General features: G+C 67.4%; 17 protein-coding genes and 2 tRNA genes. 10 read left to right on the top strand and 9 right to left on the bottom strand.

Annotated elements, in window-relative coordinates; translation table 11 throughout:
* Positions 1-76: 76 nt before the first annotated feature.
* Positions 77-1132: a Gfo/Idh/MocA family protein gene (locus WBQ80_RS07255; protein ID WP_336573418.1), complete on the top strand. Its 1056-nt coding sequence runs from the start codon at positions 77-79 to the stop codon at positions 1130-1132.
* Positions 1133-1170: 38 nt separating this feature from the next.
* Positions 1171-2340: an NAD(P)/FAD-dependent oxidoreductase gene (locus WBQ80_RS07260; protein ID WP_336573419.1), complete on the top strand. Its 1170-nt coding sequence runs from the start codon at positions 1171-1173 to the stop codon at positions 2338-2340.
* A gap of 288 nt (positions 2341-2628) precedes the next feature.
* Here the strand turns inward: WBQ80_RS07260 and WBQ80_RS07265 are convergent, their stop codons facing one another.
* The 3 genes from WBQ80_RS07265 to WBQ80_RS07275 all read right to left on the bottom strand — a co-directional run bounded on the left by WBQ80_RS07265 (position 2629) and on the right by WBQ80_RS07275 (position 4570).
* Positions 2629-3435 carry a TIGR02391 family protein gene (locus WBQ80_RS07265; RefSeq protein WP_336573420.1) on the bottom strand — a complete coding sequence of 269 codons (807 nt, stop codon included), beginning with the start codon at positions 3433-3435 and terminating at the stop codon, positions 2629-2631.
* A gap of 297 nt (positions 3436-3732) precedes the next feature.
* Positions 3733-3815 (bottom strand) — tRNA-Gly (locus tag WBQ80_RS07270).
* A gap of 338 nt (positions 3816-4153) precedes the next feature.
* Entirely contained in the window at positions 4154-4570 is a 417-nt protein-coding gene (locus WBQ80_RS07275) for a hypothetical protein (RefSeq protein WP_336573421.1), read from the bottom strand.
* A 307-nt stretch (positions 4571-4877) separates the two neighbouring features.
* On the opposite strand from WBQ80_RS07275, the gene WBQ80_RS07280 reads away from it, so the two are divergent.
* From WBQ80_RS07280 to WBQ80_RS07300, 5 genes are all read left to right on the top strand, one after another.
* Positions 4878-6065, top strand: a complete 1188-nt coding sequence (locus WBQ80_RS07280) for a hypothetical protein (RefSeq protein ID WP_336573422.1) — start codon at positions 4878-4880, stop codon at positions 6063-6065.
* 404 nt (positions 6066-6469) lie between these two features.
* Positions 6470-6802 carry a PadR family transcriptional regulator gene (locus tag WBQ80_RS07285; protein WP_336573423.1) on the top strand — a complete coding sequence of 111 codons (333 nt, stop codon included), beginning with the start codon at positions 6470-6472 and terminating at the stop codon, positions 6800-6802.
* Between the two features lie 65 nt (positions 6803-6867).
* The gene (locus WBQ80_RS07290; RefSeq protein ID WP_336573424.1) at positions 6868-7575 is read left to right on the top strand and encodes a hypothetical protein; all 708 of its coding nucleotides are present in this window, start codon (positions 6868-6870) and stop codon (positions 7573-7575) included.
* A 95-nt stretch (positions 7576-7670) separates the two neighbouring features.
* Entirely contained in the window at positions 7671-8183 is a 513-nt protein-coding gene (locus WBQ80_RS07295; RefSeq protein WP_336573425.1) for a hypothetical protein, read from the top strand.
* Positions 8184-8315: 132 nt separating this feature from the next.
* A complete protein-coding gene (locus tag WBQ80_RS07300) occupies positions 8316-8957 on the top strand; it encodes a DUF6226 family protein (RefSeq protein ID WP_336573426.1) in 642 nt (213 codons plus the stop codon).
* Positions 8958-9297: 340 nt separating this feature from the next.
* On the opposite strand, the gene WBQ80_RS07305 is transcribed toward WBQ80_RS07300, so the two are convergent.
* A tRNA-Ser gene (locus WBQ80_RS07305) sits at positions 9298-9367 on the bottom strand.
* Between the two features lie 259 nt (positions 9368-9626).
* Here WBQ80_RS07305 and WBQ80_RS07310 point away from each other — a divergent pair.
* Positions 9627-10619 carry an MBL fold metallo-hydrolase gene (locus WBQ80_RS07310; RefSeq protein ID WP_336573427.1) on the top strand — a complete coding sequence of 331 codons (993 nt, stop codon included), beginning with the start codon at positions 9627-9629 and terminating at the stop codon, positions 10617-10619.
* 51 nt (positions 10620-10670) lie between these two features.
* On the top strand, positions 10671-11045 hold the full coding sequence (locus WBQ80_RS07315) for a hypothetical protein (protein WP_336573428.1): 375 nt from the start codon (positions 10671-10673) through the stop codon (positions 11043-11045).
* A 122-nt stretch (positions 11046-11167) separates the two neighbouring features.
* Here WBQ80_RS07315 and WBQ80_RS07320 read toward each other — a convergent pair whose 3' ends face one another.
* Both WBQ80_RS07320 and WBQ80_RS07325 read right to left on the bottom strand, forming a co-directional pair.
* Positions 11168-11908, bottom strand: a complete 741-nt coding sequence (locus WBQ80_RS07320) for a hypothetical protein (RefSeq protein ID WP_336573429.1) — start codon at positions 11906-11908, stop codon at positions 11168-11170.
* A 139-nt stretch (positions 11909-12047) separates the two neighbouring features.
* Positions 12048-13019 carry an alpha/beta fold hydrolase gene (locus WBQ80_RS07325; protein WP_336573430.1) on the bottom strand — a complete coding sequence of 324 codons (972 nt, stop codon included), beginning with the start codon at positions 13017-13019 and terminating at the stop codon, positions 12048-12050.
* 355 nt (positions 13020-13374) lie between these two features.
* Here WBQ80_RS07325 and WBQ80_RS07330 point away from each other — a divergent pair, with 355 nt between their 5' ends.
* The gene (locus tag WBQ80_RS07330; protein WP_336573431.1) at positions 13375-14466 is read left to right on the top strand and encodes an alpha/beta fold hydrolase; all 1092 of its coding nucleotides are present in this window, start codon (positions 13375-13377) and stop codon (positions 14464-14466) included.
* Between the two features lie 568 nt (positions 14467-15034).
* On the opposite strand, the gene WBQ80_RS07335 is transcribed toward WBQ80_RS07330, so the two are convergent.
* The 3 genes from WBQ80_RS07335 to WBQ80_RS07345 form a co-directional block, all read right to left on the bottom strand.
* Positions 15035-15535, bottom strand: a complete 501-nt coding sequence (locus WBQ80_RS07335; RefSeq protein ID WP_336573432.1) for a hypothetical protein — start codon at positions 15533-15535, stop codon at positions 15035-15037.
* Positions 15536-15791: 256 nt separating this feature from the next.
* Positions 15792-16550 carry a hypothetical protein gene (locus WBQ80_RS07340; protein WP_336573433.1) on the bottom strand — a complete coding sequence of 253 codons (759 nt, stop codon included), beginning with the start codon at positions 16548-16550 and terminating at the stop codon, positions 15792-15794.
* A gap of 80 nt (positions 16551-16630) precedes the next feature.
* Entirely contained in the window at positions 16631-17896 is a 1266-nt protein-coding gene (locus WBQ80_RS07345) for an MFS transporter (protein WP_336573434.1), read from the bottom strand.
* Positions 17897-17954: the final 58 nt, after the last annotated feature.

Below are 17954 nucleotides of genomic sequence, written 5' to 3' on the forward strand. Positions count from 1 at the left end.
AACACGGCCACCCCGACGACCTCTTCGACCGACCCCAATCCCCCCGCCTCCGCCGATTCCTCAGCGAGGTGCTGTGATGACGGATGCCGCAGGCACGCCGATCCGCACCGCCGTCGTCGGCTTCGGTACGAGCGGCCGGGTGTTCCACGCCCCGTTCCTCGACGCCGACCCCGCCTACTCGCTCGACCTGATCGTCACGCGCGACGCGGGCCGGCGGGCCGCCGCCGAGGCGCGGCATCCGTCGGCCTCGACCGTCGCGACCGTCGACGAGCTGTGGACGGCCGCCGACCGGCTCGACCTCGTCGTGATCGGCTCGCCGAGCGGCACGCACGCGTCGCTCGCCGACGCGGCGCTGGACGCCGGGCTCGACGTCGTCGTCGACAAGCCGTTCGCGGTGACCGCCGACGAGGGCCGCGCGCTCATCGCGAAGGCGGCACGGCTCGGCCGCACGCTCACGGTGTTCCAGAACCGCCGCTGGGACGGCGACTTCGGCACCGTGCGGCGGCTCGTCGAGGCCGGGGAGCTCGGCGAGGTCCGCCGCTTCGAGTCGCGCTTCGAATGGTGGAAGCCCGAGCCGGCCGCCTCGTGGAAGACCGAAGCGACGGTCGCCGAGGGCGCCGGCATCCTCTACGACCTCGGCACGCACCTCATCGACCAGGCCGTGCAGCTGTTCGGCCCGGTCGCCGAACTGACGGCCGTCGAAGTCGAACGGAGGCGCCCCGGCGCCGCGGCCGACGACGACGTGTTCGTCGCGCTGCGGCACGAGTCGGGCGTGCGCTCGCACCTCTGGATGAACGCCGTCGCGCCGGCCTTCGGCCCGCGCTTCCACGTGCTCGGCTCGCGCGCCGGGTACACGAGCTGGGGCCTCGACGGACAGGAGCCCGCGCTCATCGCGGGTGCGCTGCCCGGCGACCCGGGCTTCGGCGAGACCGCCGAGGCCCGCTGGGGCATGCTCGGCGTCGACGGCGCCGCACGTCCCGTGCCCACCGAACGCGGCGACTACGGCGCGTTCTACCGCCTCCTCGCCGCCGCGATCCGCGACGGCGCACCCGTGCCCGTCGACCCGGCCGACGCGGTCGCCGTGCTCGAGCTCATCGAGCGGGCGCACGCCGCGGCATCCGTCACTGCCTGACCCCCGAGATCGAGAACACGAGAAGGACCACTGGAACCATGACCGCAACCGAACAGAAGCACGTCGTCGTCATCGGCGGAGGCATCCTCGGCGCGTCGACCGCGGCGCACCTCGCCCGCGGCGGCGCCCGGGTGACGCTCGTCACCGCCGGATCGCTCGCGGACGGCGCCTCCGGGCGCTCGATCGCCTGGCTGAACTCGTCGGGCGACCGCTCGGCCGAGTACCACTACCTCCGCCTCATCGCGCTCGACCGCTACCGAACGTGGAGCGCACGCCACCCCGAGAGCCGCGCCTACCTGCGCTTCGACGGGGCGATGAAGTGGGCCGGCCCGGGCGAGAGCTTCCGTGAGACGTTCGCGTTCGAGCGGGCCGGCGGCTACGACGCCGTCTGGGTCGACCGCGCCGACGTGGCCGCCGTCGCCCCCGACGTGAACGCCGACGCGGTCGCCGCGGAGGGCGCGATCTTCAATCCCGGCGAAGGCTGGGTCAGCCTGCCCGACCTCATCGGGGCACTCGTCGCCGAGGCTGTCGCCGACGGCGCGGAGGTCGTCGAGCATGCCGGCGACACGCGGGTCGACGTGCAGGACGGCGCGGCGACCGGCGTGATCCTCGGCGACGGGACGCGCCTGGCCGCCGACCGGGTCGTGGTCGCGACCGGCGGGTCGGTTCCGGCGCAACTCGCCGCCCTCGGCGTGACGGTGCCGGATGCCACGCCGGCAGCGTTCGTGCTGTTCACCGACCCCGTCGACGTCGAGGTGACGACCGTCCTCAACACGCCGCGCGTGGCCGTCCGCCCGACGCCGGACGGCCGACTGGTACTCGACGCGGACTGGGCCGAGCAATCCGTGCTGGTCGGCGACGACGGCTCGATCACGGTGCCCGAGTCGTCCGTGCAGGGCCTGCTCGACGAGGCGTCCAAGGTGCTCGCCGGCAATCCGAAGCTGACGGCCGAGCGCGTCGGCGCGGGTCTCAAGCCGATCCCCGGCGACGGCGAGCCCGTCATCGGCGCGGTACCGGGCATCGCCGGCCTGTTCACGCTGTTCACCCACTCGGGCGCGACGCTCGGGCTGGTCCTGGGCGAGCTGCTCGCCGAGGAGATCCTCTCCGGCGCGCCGTCGCCAGTCCTGGCGTCGTTCCGCCTCGACCGGTTCGATGTTGCCGGTATGCCCGCGGCTGTCGGAACCGGTGCTTGGTCACCCGTCTCGTAGGCCGGAACTGCCGCCGCAGCGGTTGAGCGGCGAAGTCGTGAGCGGCACTACTACCTTGCGGCTCATCCGGCGTCGTTCCGGTGCCCAGGGACCACAACAAGTCGTCGTGCAGCGAGCCGACGTGCTGGTGGGTGATGTCCACGGCGGCGACCGGGTCGCGCCGTTCGAGCGCGTCGACCTGGGCACGGCGCGGGTCGTTGGAATGCCTGAGCCCTGCGGGCCCGCCGATCCGCGCCGCCCGAGACCGCATCGGCTAGAGCGGCGCGGCTGCGGCGGCCGCAGGAACGGCTAGGCCTCGGCCTCCGGGGCTTCTGTTCGCGCGCTCCGTTCGGCGATGCGCAACATCAGGTCGGCGAGGTGGATGATGTCGGCCGCTTCAGTGGGGTCGTCGAACTCGACCGCGCGGTGGCTCGCGGGGTTCTTGAATGCGCCGATGGTGCCGGCGAAGAGGTTTGCGATCGCCTCCTTCTCCGACTTCACATCGCCCGTGGCAAGACGTCCGGACTCTGGATTGAAGGCCGCGCGCATGAGTCGGTCGCCGTACAGTTCTGGTCCGGCGCCGGAGAGCTCACGCACGCGCACCTCAACCTGATGAGTGGCGGCGAAGACCGCGGTTTGGTAGCTGCCGCGCTCGAAAAGCGTCCGCGCCTCCTCCAGCGCGGGGTGAAGGTCGGCTTGAAGGCGGTAGGCCGCCTCCGCGCGGCCACTGTCACCGGACTCTGCCGCAGCGATTCCAGCGGCGGTCAGGCTGTACTCCCCAGTCGCCCCACTGTTGAGGCAAGCCGGTCCTACGAGGGCACGCGAGATCAACCAGGCGAACGCGTCAGTCAGCACCTGCGGGAGATTCAACTGAAGGTATGCCTCAGGCAGTTCTCGCTGATTGCTGAGTCGGCGGGCCCGCATGCGAACACTCGCTTCGGCGTGCGCGCGCATGTTCGGAACGGACCATTCCGGTCTCTTCGAAGCGTGCATGGCGCGGAGGATCAGCAGGCCGGCCTCGGACGCGGTCATCAACCGCAGCTCATGCGCGCTCACGCTCACGACCTCAGCAATCGTGATCATGACTTCCTCGGATGACTCGCTGGCGGTAGTCATTCGCTCGCTCCGTGGACTTGCATTGGGTCAACGTAACGCACCGGCACGGATGCAGGCCCGGGGGCCCGCGGCTCCTCCTCCACCGTGCGCCCCGGGCTCATCGCGGGCTTCGTATTGGCCACCCGCGGTTGTGAACGCAGCCGGAGCCATATCGGCCGAAGAGTTGAGCGCAGTTCGCTCACCAAAACAAATCGAATCATTAACCGTGAGTAAACCGTGACTCGGCGAAATCAAATCGAATCGACGAGCATCGATCGACGGTCAGAAAGTTGCTCTGATCAGGCAAAAAGCACGAAGAGCCGATGACGGGAATCGAACCCGCGCTGTCTGCTTGGGAAGCAGAAGTTATCCAGTAGTGATTCACTCCACTTCACTCGGGCTCACGAGCCCCGGAATCGCGGGGAAGTGTGAACTCGAGTGAATCAACGTGAGCCCGATTTTGTGACTATTTAGTGACTACGAGGCGGGGTCCGGTGCCGCGACTGACCATCCGGCGGCCTCCTCGGCGAGTCTGACACGGTGCCGTCAACCGTGGGGCCCCGTCCGGGCGATTCATCGGGCAGGCCTATGGCGAATGACGCCGTAGCCGGCGCTCGGCTCCCTTCGCTGTGGAGACTGCCTCATCGAGGGAACGCGGCCGCGTCGGCCGACCCGTGGCACCAGGTTCGGCGGTGCTATCGCCCGCGCCATCCGCGGGCTTATCGCAACGAGTGGGGAGCTACGTTCCGATCAGGATAGTTGGCAGCCCAGCGCAACCTTCAGGGATGTAGCTATCTTCCGAGGCAGTTCCCCCGCCGCCGAACGATACCTCCTCGCCTGCACGATAGTCGTTTCCATTCCATGTCAGGACGCCGTCGTTCCACGACACATCGCTTGCATCGGGGAAGACGGGTACGACGTACGAGCCTTCGCCCCCCATCACGACACAGTTATCGACGAGCTGCAGCGTCCCCTGTATCGCTGCGTCAAAGCCGACGCCCGTTCCTGGGTATGTCGCCACTGGACTTGACTCTGTCGGCGCGGCCGACGCAGTTCGGTTCTCCTGCTGCGGGAGACCGTCACCGATGGCTGAGCAGCCCACCAGCGCTGAAGCAACGAGCGGCACGAGCGCGACGGAACAGGTGATCCGATCCATGTGGGACATGGTACGCACTAACCGATCTGCGTCGATACCGATCTCTGGACATCCCTTGGATTGGGACCCTACACTCCAATTCGAGTTGGTAGATACGGGAGAGTGGATGCGCACTGTGACATGGTCCGCGACTGCTGCGGCAGTTCTGATCGTCGGGTCTTTATACGCAAGCACTCCGGGGGATGCGGCGATAGCTGCCCCGTCTAGCGAGCCAGTAATTGAGTACGTCGACGCCTTGCCTGGATTCCCAGAGCCCGTGCGCGACGAGTCTTTGGCTGAGAGCGCCGAAAGTACTTACATCGCAGACGTGATCTGGTCCAACCCTGGTGTGTTTGCGAGCGGGGCGTGGATTGGCGGCGAAACACTTCGTGAGGTCTATGTCAAGTCTGGAATGCGGGCTATCGCCGCTGGAATCCTTAATGAAGCGGGCGTGTCGCCTGCTTCCTACGAACTCATCGATGTTCCGCTCTCTGCCGATGAGCTTGAAACTGCCCTATTAGATGCCTCCGCGGCGCTTCACGACACTGGTGTCGTGTACAGCTCGATCGCGCCTCTGCCAGAAACCGGAGAACTGAGCGTCGCTGCTCCATCCGGGTCCTCTCTGGTGACAGCTACTGATCCCACCTTGGCGAAGCTGCGTGTGAGCGAACCTACGGCAATACTGCTGGCGAAGCTCGAGGACCTAGGCGTTCGCTGGGTGACTACGCAGGAACTTGGAAGTGCTGACAGCGCCGTCGCCGACGATGCGACACCAAACGGCGGATCAAGGATCGCCGCGACAGATGGCCAGAATACATACTGGTGCAGCATCTCCTATCCAATCCAAATCCCGGCACTCTCGGTCAACGGCACCCTAACTGCCGGACACTGTTTAGACCGGTCCTGGTCAAACAATGGGTACTACCGTGGATCTCAGTTCACAACCACATACCCGAGCGCCGCAGATCTTCGTGGTGATTGGCAGATCCTCACGGGCGGAACTGCTGCGAGTACGCAGCGCTGGATCTGGACAGGCGGCATCACGTCGAGCACGTCATCCCAGATCACCGCGATGCAATTCAACTCCTATCGTTTGGCAGGACAGCAGTTGTGTGCCTCCGGATCAGTTACCGGCTCGACATGCCGCTACTACGTCGTGAACCCAGTCCTTCAGGTCAATCAGGATGGGGTTTACGTCTGGCCCGTCACGACTATGAATGCCGACTTTAACAATAACGGCGTGCGTGGTGAAAAACCTGCTGACTGTGGGGGGTGGACCTCCGGTGACTCTGGCGGCGCCACCTACTTTGGTAACGCGTCGGGCGTGACCGGATATGGAATCATCAATGGCTCCACGAAACCTTCCACCTGTCCAATTCGTGCTGACAATGGGAAGCACATGGGATCCTACTGGTGGACGACGCCGGTGAAGGCGGTCAAGGACTTCTATCCGGATGACACGGCGATCGGCGGGTTCAGTCGGTGTAGTGGAGACCCCTGCCCGCCAGGGGGATGAGTGAATGGCAGCGCTCTTGGCAGTCGATGCAGACGGCAAAGCGAACGGCGCCGGCGCCCCTACCCTCAACGCCCGGTTCACGCGCTGCGCCGCAGATGACCTACTTCGTACGAGACCGAACCTGGCCGCGCCGGGGTGGGGATGCGACTGCTCATGTTGGCGGGCCATGTCTCTCCTCGCCTGGGCCGACATGGTCACCACAACTCTGGCCTATTGCGGCGGGACCCGGCATAAGCGCAACGCCAATCACCCCTTGACCCTTCGAGGATCACTGCACCAGATCGCCATGCGCCGCATGTGTCGAGCGGTGCTTGCTGGCCAGACGATGCCTCATTGAGGGATGCTCTGTCGGCCCCGACGGCGAGACCTTCCTATATTCCAGTTGATTGAGTATTCTCGCCGTCATGAGGTCTGAGATGCGCGAGCCGACGTTCTGGACGTTGGTCTCCCTGAGCGGCGGCCGCCGGCACGGCTACGCGCTGATGCAGGAGGTCCGGGATGCCTCGGACGGGCGCGTGGAGCTGAAAGTGGCGACGCTGTACGCGGTCCTTGAGCGTTTGCAGCGGGAGGGGCTCGTGGCCGCGGACGGTGACGAAGCGGTCGACGGTCGGCTGCGCCGATACTTCCGCATCACTCAGCTCGGTGAGCAGGCCGTGGCGGCTGAGTTGGAACGCATGGAGACCGCCGCGCGACTTGCCCGGATCCGGTTGGGCTTGAGATCGGCAACAGCGCAGTGAACGCAGTTGGCATGAACGGAAGTGGGCGTATGGGTGAGACAGGGCGGGCGGAACGGTACCGGCGGATGCTGCGGTGGTACCCCGCCGATTGGCGCGCCGAGCATGAGGCGGTGGTCGTCGGTATCCTGCTTGATCAGGCCGACGCGCGCGGCGACGTCCGCCCGCGTTTCGGCGATCGGCTTGCGCTGGCCATCGGTGGCCTGCGACACCGGTTCGGCGTGGCAGAGGGCCGGCGGGCTGCCGTGATGGTTCCGTTGGTGCTCGCGGTCGCGTTCCTGCTGTTCTACGTGTCGGTGATCACCTGGTCGCCCGGGGTCGTCTACCCGGGAGCGTTGGGACCCTTCAGCAATCCGACTGTGATCGTCGCCGGGCTCTTCGTCGTGGCGCTTGCCGCGGCAGCAATCGGGCGCAACGCTGCCGCGCGCTGGATCGCACTCGGCGCCGTGGGCACGCAGCTCTGCCTCTCACTAGTGGCGGCGCTGTTCGGCTGGCTCGGACCGAGCCTGCCCACGACCGTGCTGATCGTTGGCTTCGGCGTGATCGCCGCGCTGCCCTGGCAAACGCCCCTCGCTACCGCTATCTCACTCAGTGCGCTGCTCGCGCTGTTCGGCTACATGCTGATCGGCGACATCGCCGCGGCGGCCCTGCCGATCCCCGGAGCCGACATAGGCATTGCATTCGCGCAGGTGGCAGTGCTCGTCGCCGTCATCGCGGTGATCGCGATCGCAGCCCGACACGCCCGCAGACTCGAGCCGCAAGCGAAGCCATCGTGAGACCTACTCGACGGTGGCTCGTTGAGGGATCGTCCTTGCGCCGACTTCATCGTGTTCGTCGGGCCCTGCGAGCCGAGTGCCACCTAGGGTGATCCATGATGGTCCACCCGATTTCCAAGTCTGCCGTGACAATCGCCATCGTGGGCTTCGTGATCGTGGCCGCATACGCCGTCTTGGGTGCGCTGCAGATTCTCGTGCTCAACCCCATGGCGGCCGCGCCGGACCTCACTCTTGCGGAGATTCAGGCTGCCGTGGCCGAGGCAGGTGAATCGTTGCCGCCCTTCCCGGTCGTCGTTTTCGTCAGTCTCGGTCTCCTCCTTGCAGCCCTCGTCATGCTCTACGCCATCACGGCGCCGGGCCCGCGGCCAGGGGTCGTCGCGGTCATGATGCTGGTCATCGTCGCTCTCGGTGCTCCCGCCTACTTCGCTGCGTCATTCCCTGCCGGTATGGCCCTCGCCGATACCTTCATGATCTCCGGCGGGGACCATTCGCGCTGGTCGGCGTTGCTCTTCCTGACCAGCGCGACTGCCCTCGTTTCCGCGATCGCTCTCGCGATCGTTCTCGCGCTTCGAGCGCGCCGCGCCGCACCTGCTGCCCGCGACCATTGACGCGGCCCGCTGAGAGATCGCCGGCGAGCAGACCGAGTAACGGGGCTTGAACCCGAAACTCACTCCGTGGAGAGATCCTCTCCGGCCGCGATCCGGCGCCGAGCCAACTGAGCCGCGTACGGTCGAGATGTAATGGGCTACGAGCGACCCGAGCTCCCGGCGGGTGTGTATGTCGATGAGGATGGCACGCCGATCGAGTACGGCAACCGGTGGGGCGTGAACGGACCTCCTGAGGACGCCTACTCGCGCACCAGCAACCTCGATCGCTTCGCGGGCCTGCACACCGTCGCGTATGCGCTGATCGAGTGGCTACGGTTCACGTTCGATGTCGATGTCGAGACCGGCCCGCAGGTGGCGGCGGACCTGCTTCTCCTACCCGTCGATCCGATTCACTCGGTGCGATTGACGCCCGGGTCGACTGAGTCGGCGCCGTTGACGTTCGTGCTGACGTCGTTCCCGGGCGTGTACTTGCACGCGGGGGTGCTGCATGACTTCCACTTCCCGGTGTGCGGGTGCGACGCGTGCGATGACGATGTCCGTTCCCTCGCCGACGAGCTGGAGTGGACGGTGCGCATGGTCGTCACCGGCCACTACCGCGAGTCCGTGAAACCGCAAGGGAGCGGCTGGCTCGGATACCGCCTGGAGGAACCCGGCGTCCGCACCAGCTCGAGTCGATCGCGAACAGACGAAGTACCGGTCGAGCGCCTCGAACGCACACGCGGCCTCGTTCCCGCTGATGGGCTGTGGCGACCGTGGCCGGCGCTGGTGCGCTGACCCAGCGTTCGATCGCTCAATCGTGCGCTGCCGGATAGCGCGTGCGAACCGAACCTTCGCGCCGAGCTCGTCACGCGGTCGGTGAACCGGTGCTCGCGTAAGTGATGACGACGGTGTCGTCGTCTCCGCAGAGGCGAGGGTCCGCTGGAATTTGTGACTATTAAGTGACTACGAGAGCGATTTCGCAATCGAGAGTCGCGGCTCCGCAGTAGTCGAAATCCCTGATCAGCCCCGCGAACTTATCGAGGTGCATCCGCGTGGACTGTTTCCGTGCGTAATGTGGGATTGCACGCCTGCTGTCGGAGCATCGAAAGTGCGTCTGATCTGGGGATTTGCGAAGAGCCGATGACGGGAATCGAACCCGCGCTGTCTGCTTGGGAAGCAGAAGTTCCTAAGTGCCGGTTCACGGCGGTTCACTCGGGCTCACGAGCCGCGGAATCCCGCGGAACATGAACCACAGTGAGTCAACGTGAGCTCGGCAAAACCGTGAGTTAACCGTGACGTACTCATTCGGGATAAGGCCCGCGCAATCACGGGACATCCACGCCCGGGAGTCCGGGTGCGCTCGGCGAAGCCACTCCCGGGTGTTTCCCCGGTTCGGTATCCCCTCGACCGGCGCCACGCTGTCGAGTGCAGGATCGATGCCACTCGAGCAGTTTGGAGGCCATCATGACCACGACACCTTCCACCACGCCGGTCCACTCGTATGCCGAGGCGGCAAGGCGGACACGGGAGGCTCCGACCCACCCTGTTCCCGAGAACGCGAAGGGACCGGCAGTGGGGAAGGGCGGCTACGTGATGCAGGAACTCGCGGATGGCGTGTTCTGGCTGAGCGACGGCTCCTATCAGAGCATCTTCATTCGCACCGACGAGGGCGTCATCGCTGTCGACGCTCCGCCGACCCTGGGCAACAACATCCTCCGGGCGATCGGAAAGGTCACGTCCAAGCCGATCAGCGCGGTGGTGTACAGCCACCAGCACTCAGACCACGTCGGCGCCATGTCCATCTTCCCTGCTGATGTGCCCTACTATGCTCAGCGGGCGACCGCCGAGCGGCTCGTCTCGCTGGGCGACCCGCATCGTCCGCAGGCGACGCACGTCTTCGACGAGACGATCACGATCGACGCCGGTTCCCACAGCGTTCGTCTCGACTTCCCGGGTCCCAACCACGCCGAAGGAAACATCTTCATCCACGTGCCCGAGCAGCGATTGCTCATGCTCGTCGACGTGATCTTCCCCGGCTGGGTCCCCTTCTCGAATCTGGCGCTCTCCGCGAACGTCCCCGGGTACATCAGGGCGCACGAGCAAGCACTCGCGTACGATTTCGACACGTTCGTCGGCGGCCACGTCACCCGCCCAGGAACGCCCGAGGACGTCCGCGTGCAGCTCGAATACATCACCGACTTGCGCAGTACCGCCGAAGCCGCGCTCTCCGGGGTGGATCTGCCCGTAGTCATGGCGTCGGTCGACCCGGAGAACGTCTGGGGGGTCTTCCGTGCCTACTTGGACGCCGTGGCCGCTCAGACCGCGGACGAGATCGTCCCCCGCTGGAAGGACAGGCTCGGCGGTGCCGACGTGTTCACGCTGCCCAACGCCTGGGCGATGGCGGAGACGTTGCGACTCGACCTGAACTCCATGGGGCCCTTCGGCATCACCCCGTGAGTATTGCGGCCCGAAAAAGCTGCTTCCATCCCACGCAGACAGGTTGAACCAATGGATCGCGTCAAGCTCTCGGTGATCATCTCGACGCCTTCGCGCCCGATCGAGTTCGAGAGCGCATTCCCGGCGCTGCTCGACGCCGTTGGCCTGCTGCCGGGGATGCTCGGCATCGAGGTCGCGCGCGTGCTCCCACGAACAGGCGGTGGACCGGCGGGCATCTACCGCACGCTAGACCTGTACTTCGATTCCTATCGTTCTGCCCTGCGGGCTGGCGATGGCCTGGAAGGCAGAATGTTCCTCCACCACCTCGCTGAGGCCGGTGGGGTATACAGCGTGCTGATCAGCCACGTCGAACGCCACACATGCAACCTGCAGGACGCGCATGAAATGGAGGCCGGGGTAAGCCCGCACGCTGCAGCCGTGCCCTAGGGGCCGGGCGGGCTCGGGTTCGGGCTGGCCCCGGCAAGGTGGGAGGAAGCACCGCTGGCAGTCGGTTACAGACAGGAGTGAAGCGCAGCCCGGACACCTCGGGGCGTGCCGCGCGGTCAGGATCAGCGAAGCTCGACCGCGATGAGGTCGAGCGACACGAGCACCGGCGTGTCCTCCGTGTTCCCGGTTCGGGCGTCGCGTGGGACAACGCGTCGACGCGTCGGCAGGACGAGACCGCCGAACTCCCTATGCCGCTCGCTGTAGTGGGCGGTCGGGGCGCCGCCGAAGACGTCGGCCGCGTAGTCATGCCGGCGTTGACGGCCGTCGGCGTCGTAGTAGAACACCTGTGTCCTGTTGTGGGTCGCGATCGCCTCCGGAAAGGTCACCTCGAGTCGACGCCACTCCTCGGGTCGACCCAGCGTGTGGGAACTCGTCTCGGTCCATGGCTCGACCTCCACCACACCGACATCCGGGCGGAGAAAGAGAAATGGCACGTTGAGGTAGTTCCAGAGCGCATAACCGGCGAAGTACGCCGTGTCCAACCGGTCCCAAGGCGGCCCGCCGCGCCCGACGATAGCCGAGCGCGGCTTGGTACGCCGTTCGTCCGGAGTCCCGTCCTTGTAGCGTAGAAGCACTTCGGAGGGGGTGTACTCGGCGCCCGCCGCGGCTTCGCCGAATGAGCGGTAGGCCACCCGTTGCTCGTGCGCGGAGACCGTCGCCGAGATGTGCCCAACGACGTCCGCCTGGCCGAGCTGGGCCCAGATCGCCCCGCCGAGCTCAAACTCTACGCCGAGCTCGGCAATACCGGCCCATTCTGCCTCGCCGCCCGCGGCCTCGACGATCTGCTCGATCAGAGTGGTCATTTCCTGCTCCTCGATGATTGGACTCGCCCTGCTAGACCGTGTGCGTCGATGGCGACGAGCACAAGATCCCGCCGCCCAGCCCGCCGCGCCGGCCCAGTCGAGCCGGCGGGACGGGCAGGCGGGACGGGCAGGCCTGCAGTCAGCGACCGACCGATGCGGCCTGGTGATGACGGGCACCCGCCGAATACGGGGCGAGGAATCGGCGAAGGGCTTCGAGCAACTGCCCAGGCTCCTCCTCGGCGACCCAGTGACCGGCCCCTGAAATGACGACGCCGGTGACGTCCTCGGCGAGGCCCTCCATGTTCTCTGCGACGTGGCCGCCGTAGCTGCGCTCTCCGCCGATCGCGAGGACCGGTGCAGCGATCTTGCGCTCGGCGCGTTTCGCGTTCTGCGCCAGTGTCTCGTCGAACCCGCGGTAGAACCCCAGGCTGCCGGTCAGCGACTCCGGATCGGCGATCAGGCTCACGTAGTAGTCGATCGTCTCCTGGGGGAGGCCTCCGCCCTGAATCGCGAATTCGTACCCGAAGTACACATCCTCACGCCCCGCGATGAGCTGCTCCGGCAGCCCTTCGGCCCGGTTGAACGGAATGTGCCAAAGCTTCTCGTTGAGCGGCCGGGGGACGAACAGCGGCGGAGACGGGGTCGCACCGGGAGGGGCCGGGATCTCGGCAAGGGCGGCGCGAGCCACACGGTGGGGGTGGTCTGCGGCCAGCGCGTATCCCACTGCGAAGCCCGTGTCATGGCCGACGACGGCGAAGCGTTCGTGACCGAGTGCATCCATGAGCCCCACAAGGTCGCGCGCGACGGTACCTGTGTCGTACCCGCTCGTCGGCTTTTCTGAGAGTCCGGCGCCGCGCTGGTCTACCGCGATGACGGTGAACTCGCGCGCGAGCGGGGGCATCAGCCGTCGCCATGCATACCACGTCTGTGGCCAACCATGGATAAGCAGGAGTGCGGGCCCCTGCCCGCCGATGACGGCGTGTAGCCGAACCTCGCCGGTGTCGATGATGCGGCTGGTGAAGGTGTCGGCGAATCCTGCCGGTAGGCCAGGAGCCCCGGCGGCAGAGCCGGGGCTTGCCGGGACGGCGGAACCGGCGAGTGAGATGTTCATGTCCGTGTCCTTGTTCTGTTCTGTTGCGCATTGTGGTCGTGATGATGCTGTTGCGTTCGGGTCAGGGACCTACCCGCGGCGGGGTCCGGCACCTTCTCGGCCGGTGGTCTCCGATTCGTGAACGGCTGACGCCGGCGGTGCAGCCCCAGCCTGACGGGCGGCCCGGAGATCCACACCCGTCGTAATCCCCGGTCCCCCTGCACCCGTCGCGATCGCGGAGGAACGCGTACCAGGCGAAACCAACCGCCCGGGATGAGTTCGGAGGGCACCCGTGGCTTCGACGGGCGCGAAAGGCCCCAGAAGTAGTGAGGCTGCAGTGTGGGGCAACTCCCCGCCGTTTCGAGAGGAGATCACCATGACGAAGGTTCCCCCGGGGGATCGGCCGGCCGCCCACTTGGGCTCCGCCGCCGAACGGGCCGGCATCTCGCGCCGGGGTATGGTCACGGGCATGGCCGTGGCTGCCGGCACGGCACTCATCGCTTCGGCCTCACCCGCCGCGGCGGCGGGCCGAGGCGCCGCTCAGGCGGGCTCGGTCGCCGGCGCACCGCAACTCGCCCGCGGCTTCACGGACACGTTCCGCGACCGGTTCGTCGAAGCCAACGGCATCCGGCAGCACATCGTGATCGGCGGGGAGGGTCCGCCGTTGCTGCTGGTGCACGGCTGGCCTGAGAACTGGTGGGCATGGCGGTTCATGATGATGGACCTCGCGCGCCAGTACACGGTCGTCGCCGTCGATCAGCGCGGAATCGGCCTGACCGACCTGACCCCCACGGGCTACGACGCCGGGACGCTGGCGGCCGACCTCGCCGCCCTGATGCAGGCGCTCGGATACGCACGGTACGCCGTCGTGGGCCACGACACGGGGTACATCATCAGCTACGCCCTGGCCGCCGACTACCCCGATCGGGTGGCACAGGTAGTCCTCGCCGAGATCCCCGGTCCACCCGGCGTCGGCGAGCACCCGCTGGGACCACCGTTCTTCGTGCCGGCGGCTGACAACAACCGCCTCTGGCACATCGCCTTCAACCGAGTCGACGACGAGTTGATCGTCGATATGGTCAAGAGCAACGCGCTCAAGTATTACGGGTACGAGTTCGCCGTTCAAAGCGGCGGACAGACGCTGCCGAAGGAGACGGTGCGCTACTACACCGACCTGTATACGCGGAACCGCGAGACTCTCCGCGCGAGCTTCGGGCTCTATCGAGCTTGGGACCAGACCCTCGGCCAGAACATGCAGCGTGGGACCGTGTCGCTGCCCATGCCCGTCCTCGGTGTCGGCGGCGAGAAGAGTTGGGGCGCAGCTGCCGCCGGTGCGCTGACCGGAGCGGCGAACGATCTGCGATCGGCGGTCGTCCCCGGTGTCGGACACTGGCTGGCTGAGCAGGCGCCGGAACAGATGGTCCACATCATCTCGGAGTTCCTTGCGCCCTATAAGGCGGGAGGGTAGTCGCGAGTCACGCCTGGTCGGCCGCCGCGGGTGGAGCGTGGCGGTCGGCCAGTCCGCGTCTCTATCCGGCCCCTTGATGCGGCCCGAAGGTCCGGCAGGTTACCGACCCGGCCGCACTGCCCAGCATGGCGGTCATCCACCGTACCGGGGCGCGGGCCGGCAGCACCGTCTCGAAGAGAGGTACACGATGGGCCACCCGCGAGACTATGACACGGCGAAGATCGCTGTATTGGAATTCGCTCCGGCATGCGACATCACCGCCTGCTACCGGGACGCCGCAGCAGGGATCCGATGTCGCTTCTGCGGTGACATCCGATCTCTGCTCTGCTTGCGCCATGCTGAAGCGTGGAAGTCCGCGGATCGTCCCGCTCGATGCGGCGCGTGCAACGCGGCAGCCGCGCGCTATGCGGCCCTGTACGCGATCGTACCGCTCGGGGCGTTCCTGATTGGTGGCGCGCGCTGAACCGGTCTGAGGGCGCGGTGGGTCGGTGCACTCTCTGCGGATGGTCAAGCCAGCGACGCGGCCAAGCCCGCGACGCGGCGCGAGGATGGGGTGAAGGCGGGGCGATCAGAGCCCGAAATCCCAGTCGTCCGCTGGATCGCCGGGGCTCTGGCTGCCCCCGGCTGCGGCCGCGTCAGGGTTCTGCCAGGTATGCCAGGCCGTAGACGCGAGCGCGTACCACACCACGAGGTCGATGATCGCTGCGCCCGCGAAGGTGTTCATGTCTGTCCTGGACTGCACCCCCTCGAGCGTCTTCGTGATGAGGCCGGGTCGACGCCGTTCCGCTCGGGCCGCCCAGCGCGCCAGCATCTCGGGCTGAGCGGCGGTGGGCCGCTCGTCGTCTGCGGAGGCAGACGCCGTCATGCGCCTGTAGAGCAGGTCGAGCTGGGCCGGGCTGAGGCGAGCGAACGCTTCGACGTGCGCTCGTTCGATGACCTCAGTGGGTGCCGTGCGCAACATCCGCTCGTATCGCCTGACGGCCTCAGCGTCTCGCGTTGGGATGTCGACTACGACCTGGTCGGGGTCGAATTCCAACTTTCGGCCGAACAGCCGGTCAAGGAGCCCCATGATTCCATTCCTTCTGTCGTGGTGCGGGAGATCGAAGTTGATTGCGAGCTGTCGGGACCGCTTCGGGGGGCGCTCGCGCCGGCATCGCGTTGCTTCGCGACCTCGCAGACGGCGCTCGGACGCCCTGCACGCAGCATCGATAGTCGGGTGCCCACTCACACCCGTCGAAGGCACTGGTCCTACAGGTCCCGGGAAACGACTGCCCGGGTCCGGGGACCCGAGGTGGCGCACCGCAGTTCGGATGACGGCCGATGGTTCAGCGCGGATGTACCGCCACGAGGTCGAGTGACACCAGGACGGGACCGTCCTCGGTCTGCCCGGTGGCCGGGTCGCGCGGCACCACTCGGCGGCGGGTCGGCAGGACGAGCCCGCCGAACTCGCGGTGGCGCTCGGTGTAGTGAGCGGTCGGCGCACCTCCGAAGACGTCGGCTGCATAGTCGTGCCGGCGCTGGAGTCCGTCGTCGTCGAAGTAGAACACCTGCGTGGCGTTGTGGGTCGCGATCGAGTCCGGGAACGTCACCTCGAGGCGCCGCCAGGTCTCGGGCAGGCCGATCGTGTGCGCGCTGACCTCGGTCCACGGCTCGATCTCGACCACGCGCACGTCCGGGCGCCGGAACAGGTGAGGGACGTTGAGGTAATTCCAGAGCGCATAGCCGGCGAAGTAGGTCGCGTCTGCGAGGTCCCAGGGAGGGCCGCCACGCGAGATGACGACGGGCCGGGGATCGGTTCGCCGCTCGAGCAGCGCGCCGTTCGGGTCTCGGAGGACCACCTCCGTAGGCGTGTACTCGGCACTGACCTCCGGAGAGCCGAACGAGCGGTACCGGACCGCCTGCTCCCGGGTCGAGACGGAGGCGTCGATGTAGCCGGTGAGGCCGGGCTGGCCGAACTGGGCCCAGAGCGCTCCTCCGAGTTCGAAGCCCACGTCGATGCGCGTGAGCCGGTTCCAGCGGGATGCACCGCCTGCGGCGTCGGCGATCTCATCGAGCAGGGGCGTCCCGTCGATCAGGGTGGTCATGATGGTGTTCCTTTCGATCTGTGGGTGATGATGATGCTGTCGGTGGGTCAGCCTGTCGGCGATGGCGGGCGGGCTCCCCGTCACGCCGCTCCGGCTTCGGATGCCGCCCCGGACGGGCGTCGCAGGATGGCGACCGCGGCGGTGACGAGCGCGAGGACGGCGATGGGAGCCGCGATCACCTGGAAGGTGACCTGCAGGCCGAACGCGCCGACGAGCGAGCCGGCAAGGACGGCGGGTACCGAGAGGGCGAGGTAGGCGACGAGGTAGAAGGCGGCCATGACCGCCGCACGGTCGCCGGCGGGGATCGCGCGGGTCAGGAGGCGCAGCCCGCCGAGGAATCCCGTGCCGAAGCCGAGGCCGGATACGGCTGCTCCGATGAGGAACCCCGCCCCCGATCCAGTCGCGGCCGCGTGGGCGATGAGGACGACGCCGATGGCTAGCGCCGCCGATCCGGCCGCAGCGGCCTGGCGCGGTGGCAGTCGGCGGAAGACGACCTGCGAGACGGTCGCCGTGGCCGCCTGGGCTACGATCGCGGCACTGGAGACGATGGCGTCGGTGGTGTCGAAGAGCCGGGCCCCGAGCGCCGGCCCGAGGCTGAAGAGCAGGCCTCCGAGCGACCAGGATGCGGTGACGGTGAGCGCCGCGACCGTGAACGGTCTTCGCACTGCGGCGGGGATGCTCGGGCGTCGGATCCGCCAGCGGATGGCGTCGCGCCGACCGACGGTCTCGGGCAACGCCATGACGCCGACGGCGGCGATGACGAGCAGGACCAGCTGCGCCAGGTAGGGCAGCAGGCGGGGCGCCCAGTCGAACTCGACCAGCAGCGACGCCACGAGCACGCCGAGCGCAATCCCGGCGGTGCTGGCGGCGGTGTTCGCGAGACCGGCGGCGGCGGCGTCGCGGCGGGGATGCAGTTCCAGCAGCGCCGCTCCGGCGGTGCTGAGTGCGAGTCCCGTGGCGACTCCCTGCACTGCGCGAGCGACGACGAGCCACACAACGCCTGGTGCGAGGGCGGAGAGGACGCTCGCGGCGATGAGACCAGCCACCGCGACCAGCAGCACCGGTCGCCGCCCGAATCGGTCGGAGGCCGATCCGGTAATCAGGAGGGCGAGCAGGACGCCGATGGCGTACGTCGCGTAGACGAGGGTGAGCGTCAGCGGCGATAGGTCCCACGCCGATCGATAGATCGAATACAGCGGCGACGGCGTCACTGAGGCGAACAGCCCGAGGCCGACGATCGCCGCGGCCAGCACGTACGCGGGCACCGGCGGGAGGGTCGGGCGACGTCGTTCTCGGGCGCGGCCGGTCCGGTCCGCTGATGCGGGGGTGAGGAGCTGGGTCGTCATGTGGGGTCTTCCGTTCCGTTCCGTTCCGGTCCCTTCCGGTCCGCCGCCCGCCGGCGAT

It is taken from the genome of Agromyces sp. CCNWLW213 (assembly GCF_037199545.1).
In the GTDB taxonomy this organism is placed as follows: domain Bacteria; phylum Actinomycetota; class Actinomycetes; order Actinomycetales; family Microbacteriaceae; genus Agromyces.

Bases quoted from the DNA above. Each gene is read 5' to 3' on its own strand.
- WBQ80_RS07255 (WP_336573418.1), top strand. From the start codon at position 77: ATGACGGATGCCGCAGGCACGCCGATCCGCACCGCCGTCGTCGGCTTC.
- WBQ80_RS07260 (WP_336573419.1), top strand. From the start codon at position 1,171: ATGACCGCAACCGAACAGAAGCACGTCGTCGTCATCGGCGGAGGCATC.
- WBQ80_RS07265 (WP_336573420.1), bottom strand. From the start codon at position 3,435: ATGACTACCGCCAGCGAGTCATCCGAGGAAGTCATGATCACGATTGCT.
- WBQ80_RS07275 (WP_336573421.1), bottom strand. From the start codon at position 4,570: ATGGATCGGATCACCTGTTCCGTCGCGCTCGTGCCGCTCGTTGCTTCA.
- WBQ80_RS07285 (WP_336573423.1), top strand. From the start codon at position 6,470: ATGAGGTCTGAGATGCGCGAGCCGACGTTCTGGACGTTGGTCTCCCTG.
- WBQ80_RS07290 (WP_336573424.1), top strand. From the start codon at position 6,868: ATGCTGCGGTGGTACCCCGCCGATTGGCGCGCCGAGCATGAGGCGGTG.
- WBQ80_RS07295 (WP_336573425.1), top strand. From the start codon at position 7,671: ATGATGGTCCACCCGATTTCCAAGTCTGCCGTGACAATCGCCATCGTG.
- WBQ80_RS07300 (WP_336573426.1), top strand. From the start codon at position 8,316: ATGGGCTACGAGCGACCCGAGCTCCCGGCGGGTGTGTATGTCGATGAG.
- WBQ80_RS07310 (WP_336573427.1), top strand. From the start codon at position 9,627: ATGACCACGACACCTTCCACCACGCCGGTCCACTCGTATGCCGAGGCG.
- WBQ80_RS07315 (WP_336573428.1), top strand. From the start codon at position 10,671: ATGGATCGCGTCAAGCTCTCGGTGATCATCTCGACGCCTTCGCGCCCG.
- WBQ80_RS07320 (WP_336573429.1), bottom strand. From the start codon at position 11,908: ATGACCACTCTGATCGAGCAGATCGTCGAGGCCGCGGGCGGCGAGGCA.
- WBQ80_RS07325 (WP_336573430.1), bottom strand. From the start codon at position 13,019: ATGAACATCTCACTCGCCGGTTCCGCCGTCCCGGCAAGCCCCGGCTCT.
- WBQ80_RS07330 (WP_336573431.1), top strand. From the start codon at position 13,375: ATGACGAAGGTTCCCCCGGGGGATCGGCCGGCCGCCCACTTGGGCTCC.
- WBQ80_RS07335 (WP_336573432.1), bottom strand. From the start codon at position 15,535: ATGGGGCTCCTTGACCGGCTGTTCGGCCGAAAGTTGGAATTCGACCCC.
- WBQ80_RS07340 (WP_336573433.1), bottom strand. From the start codon at position 16,550: ATGACCACCCTGATCGACGGGACGCCCCTGCTCGATGAGATCGCCGAC.
- WBQ80_RS07345 (WP_336573434.1), bottom strand. From the start codon at position 17,896: ATGACGACCCAGCTCCTCACCCCCGCATCAGCGGACCGGACCGGCCGC.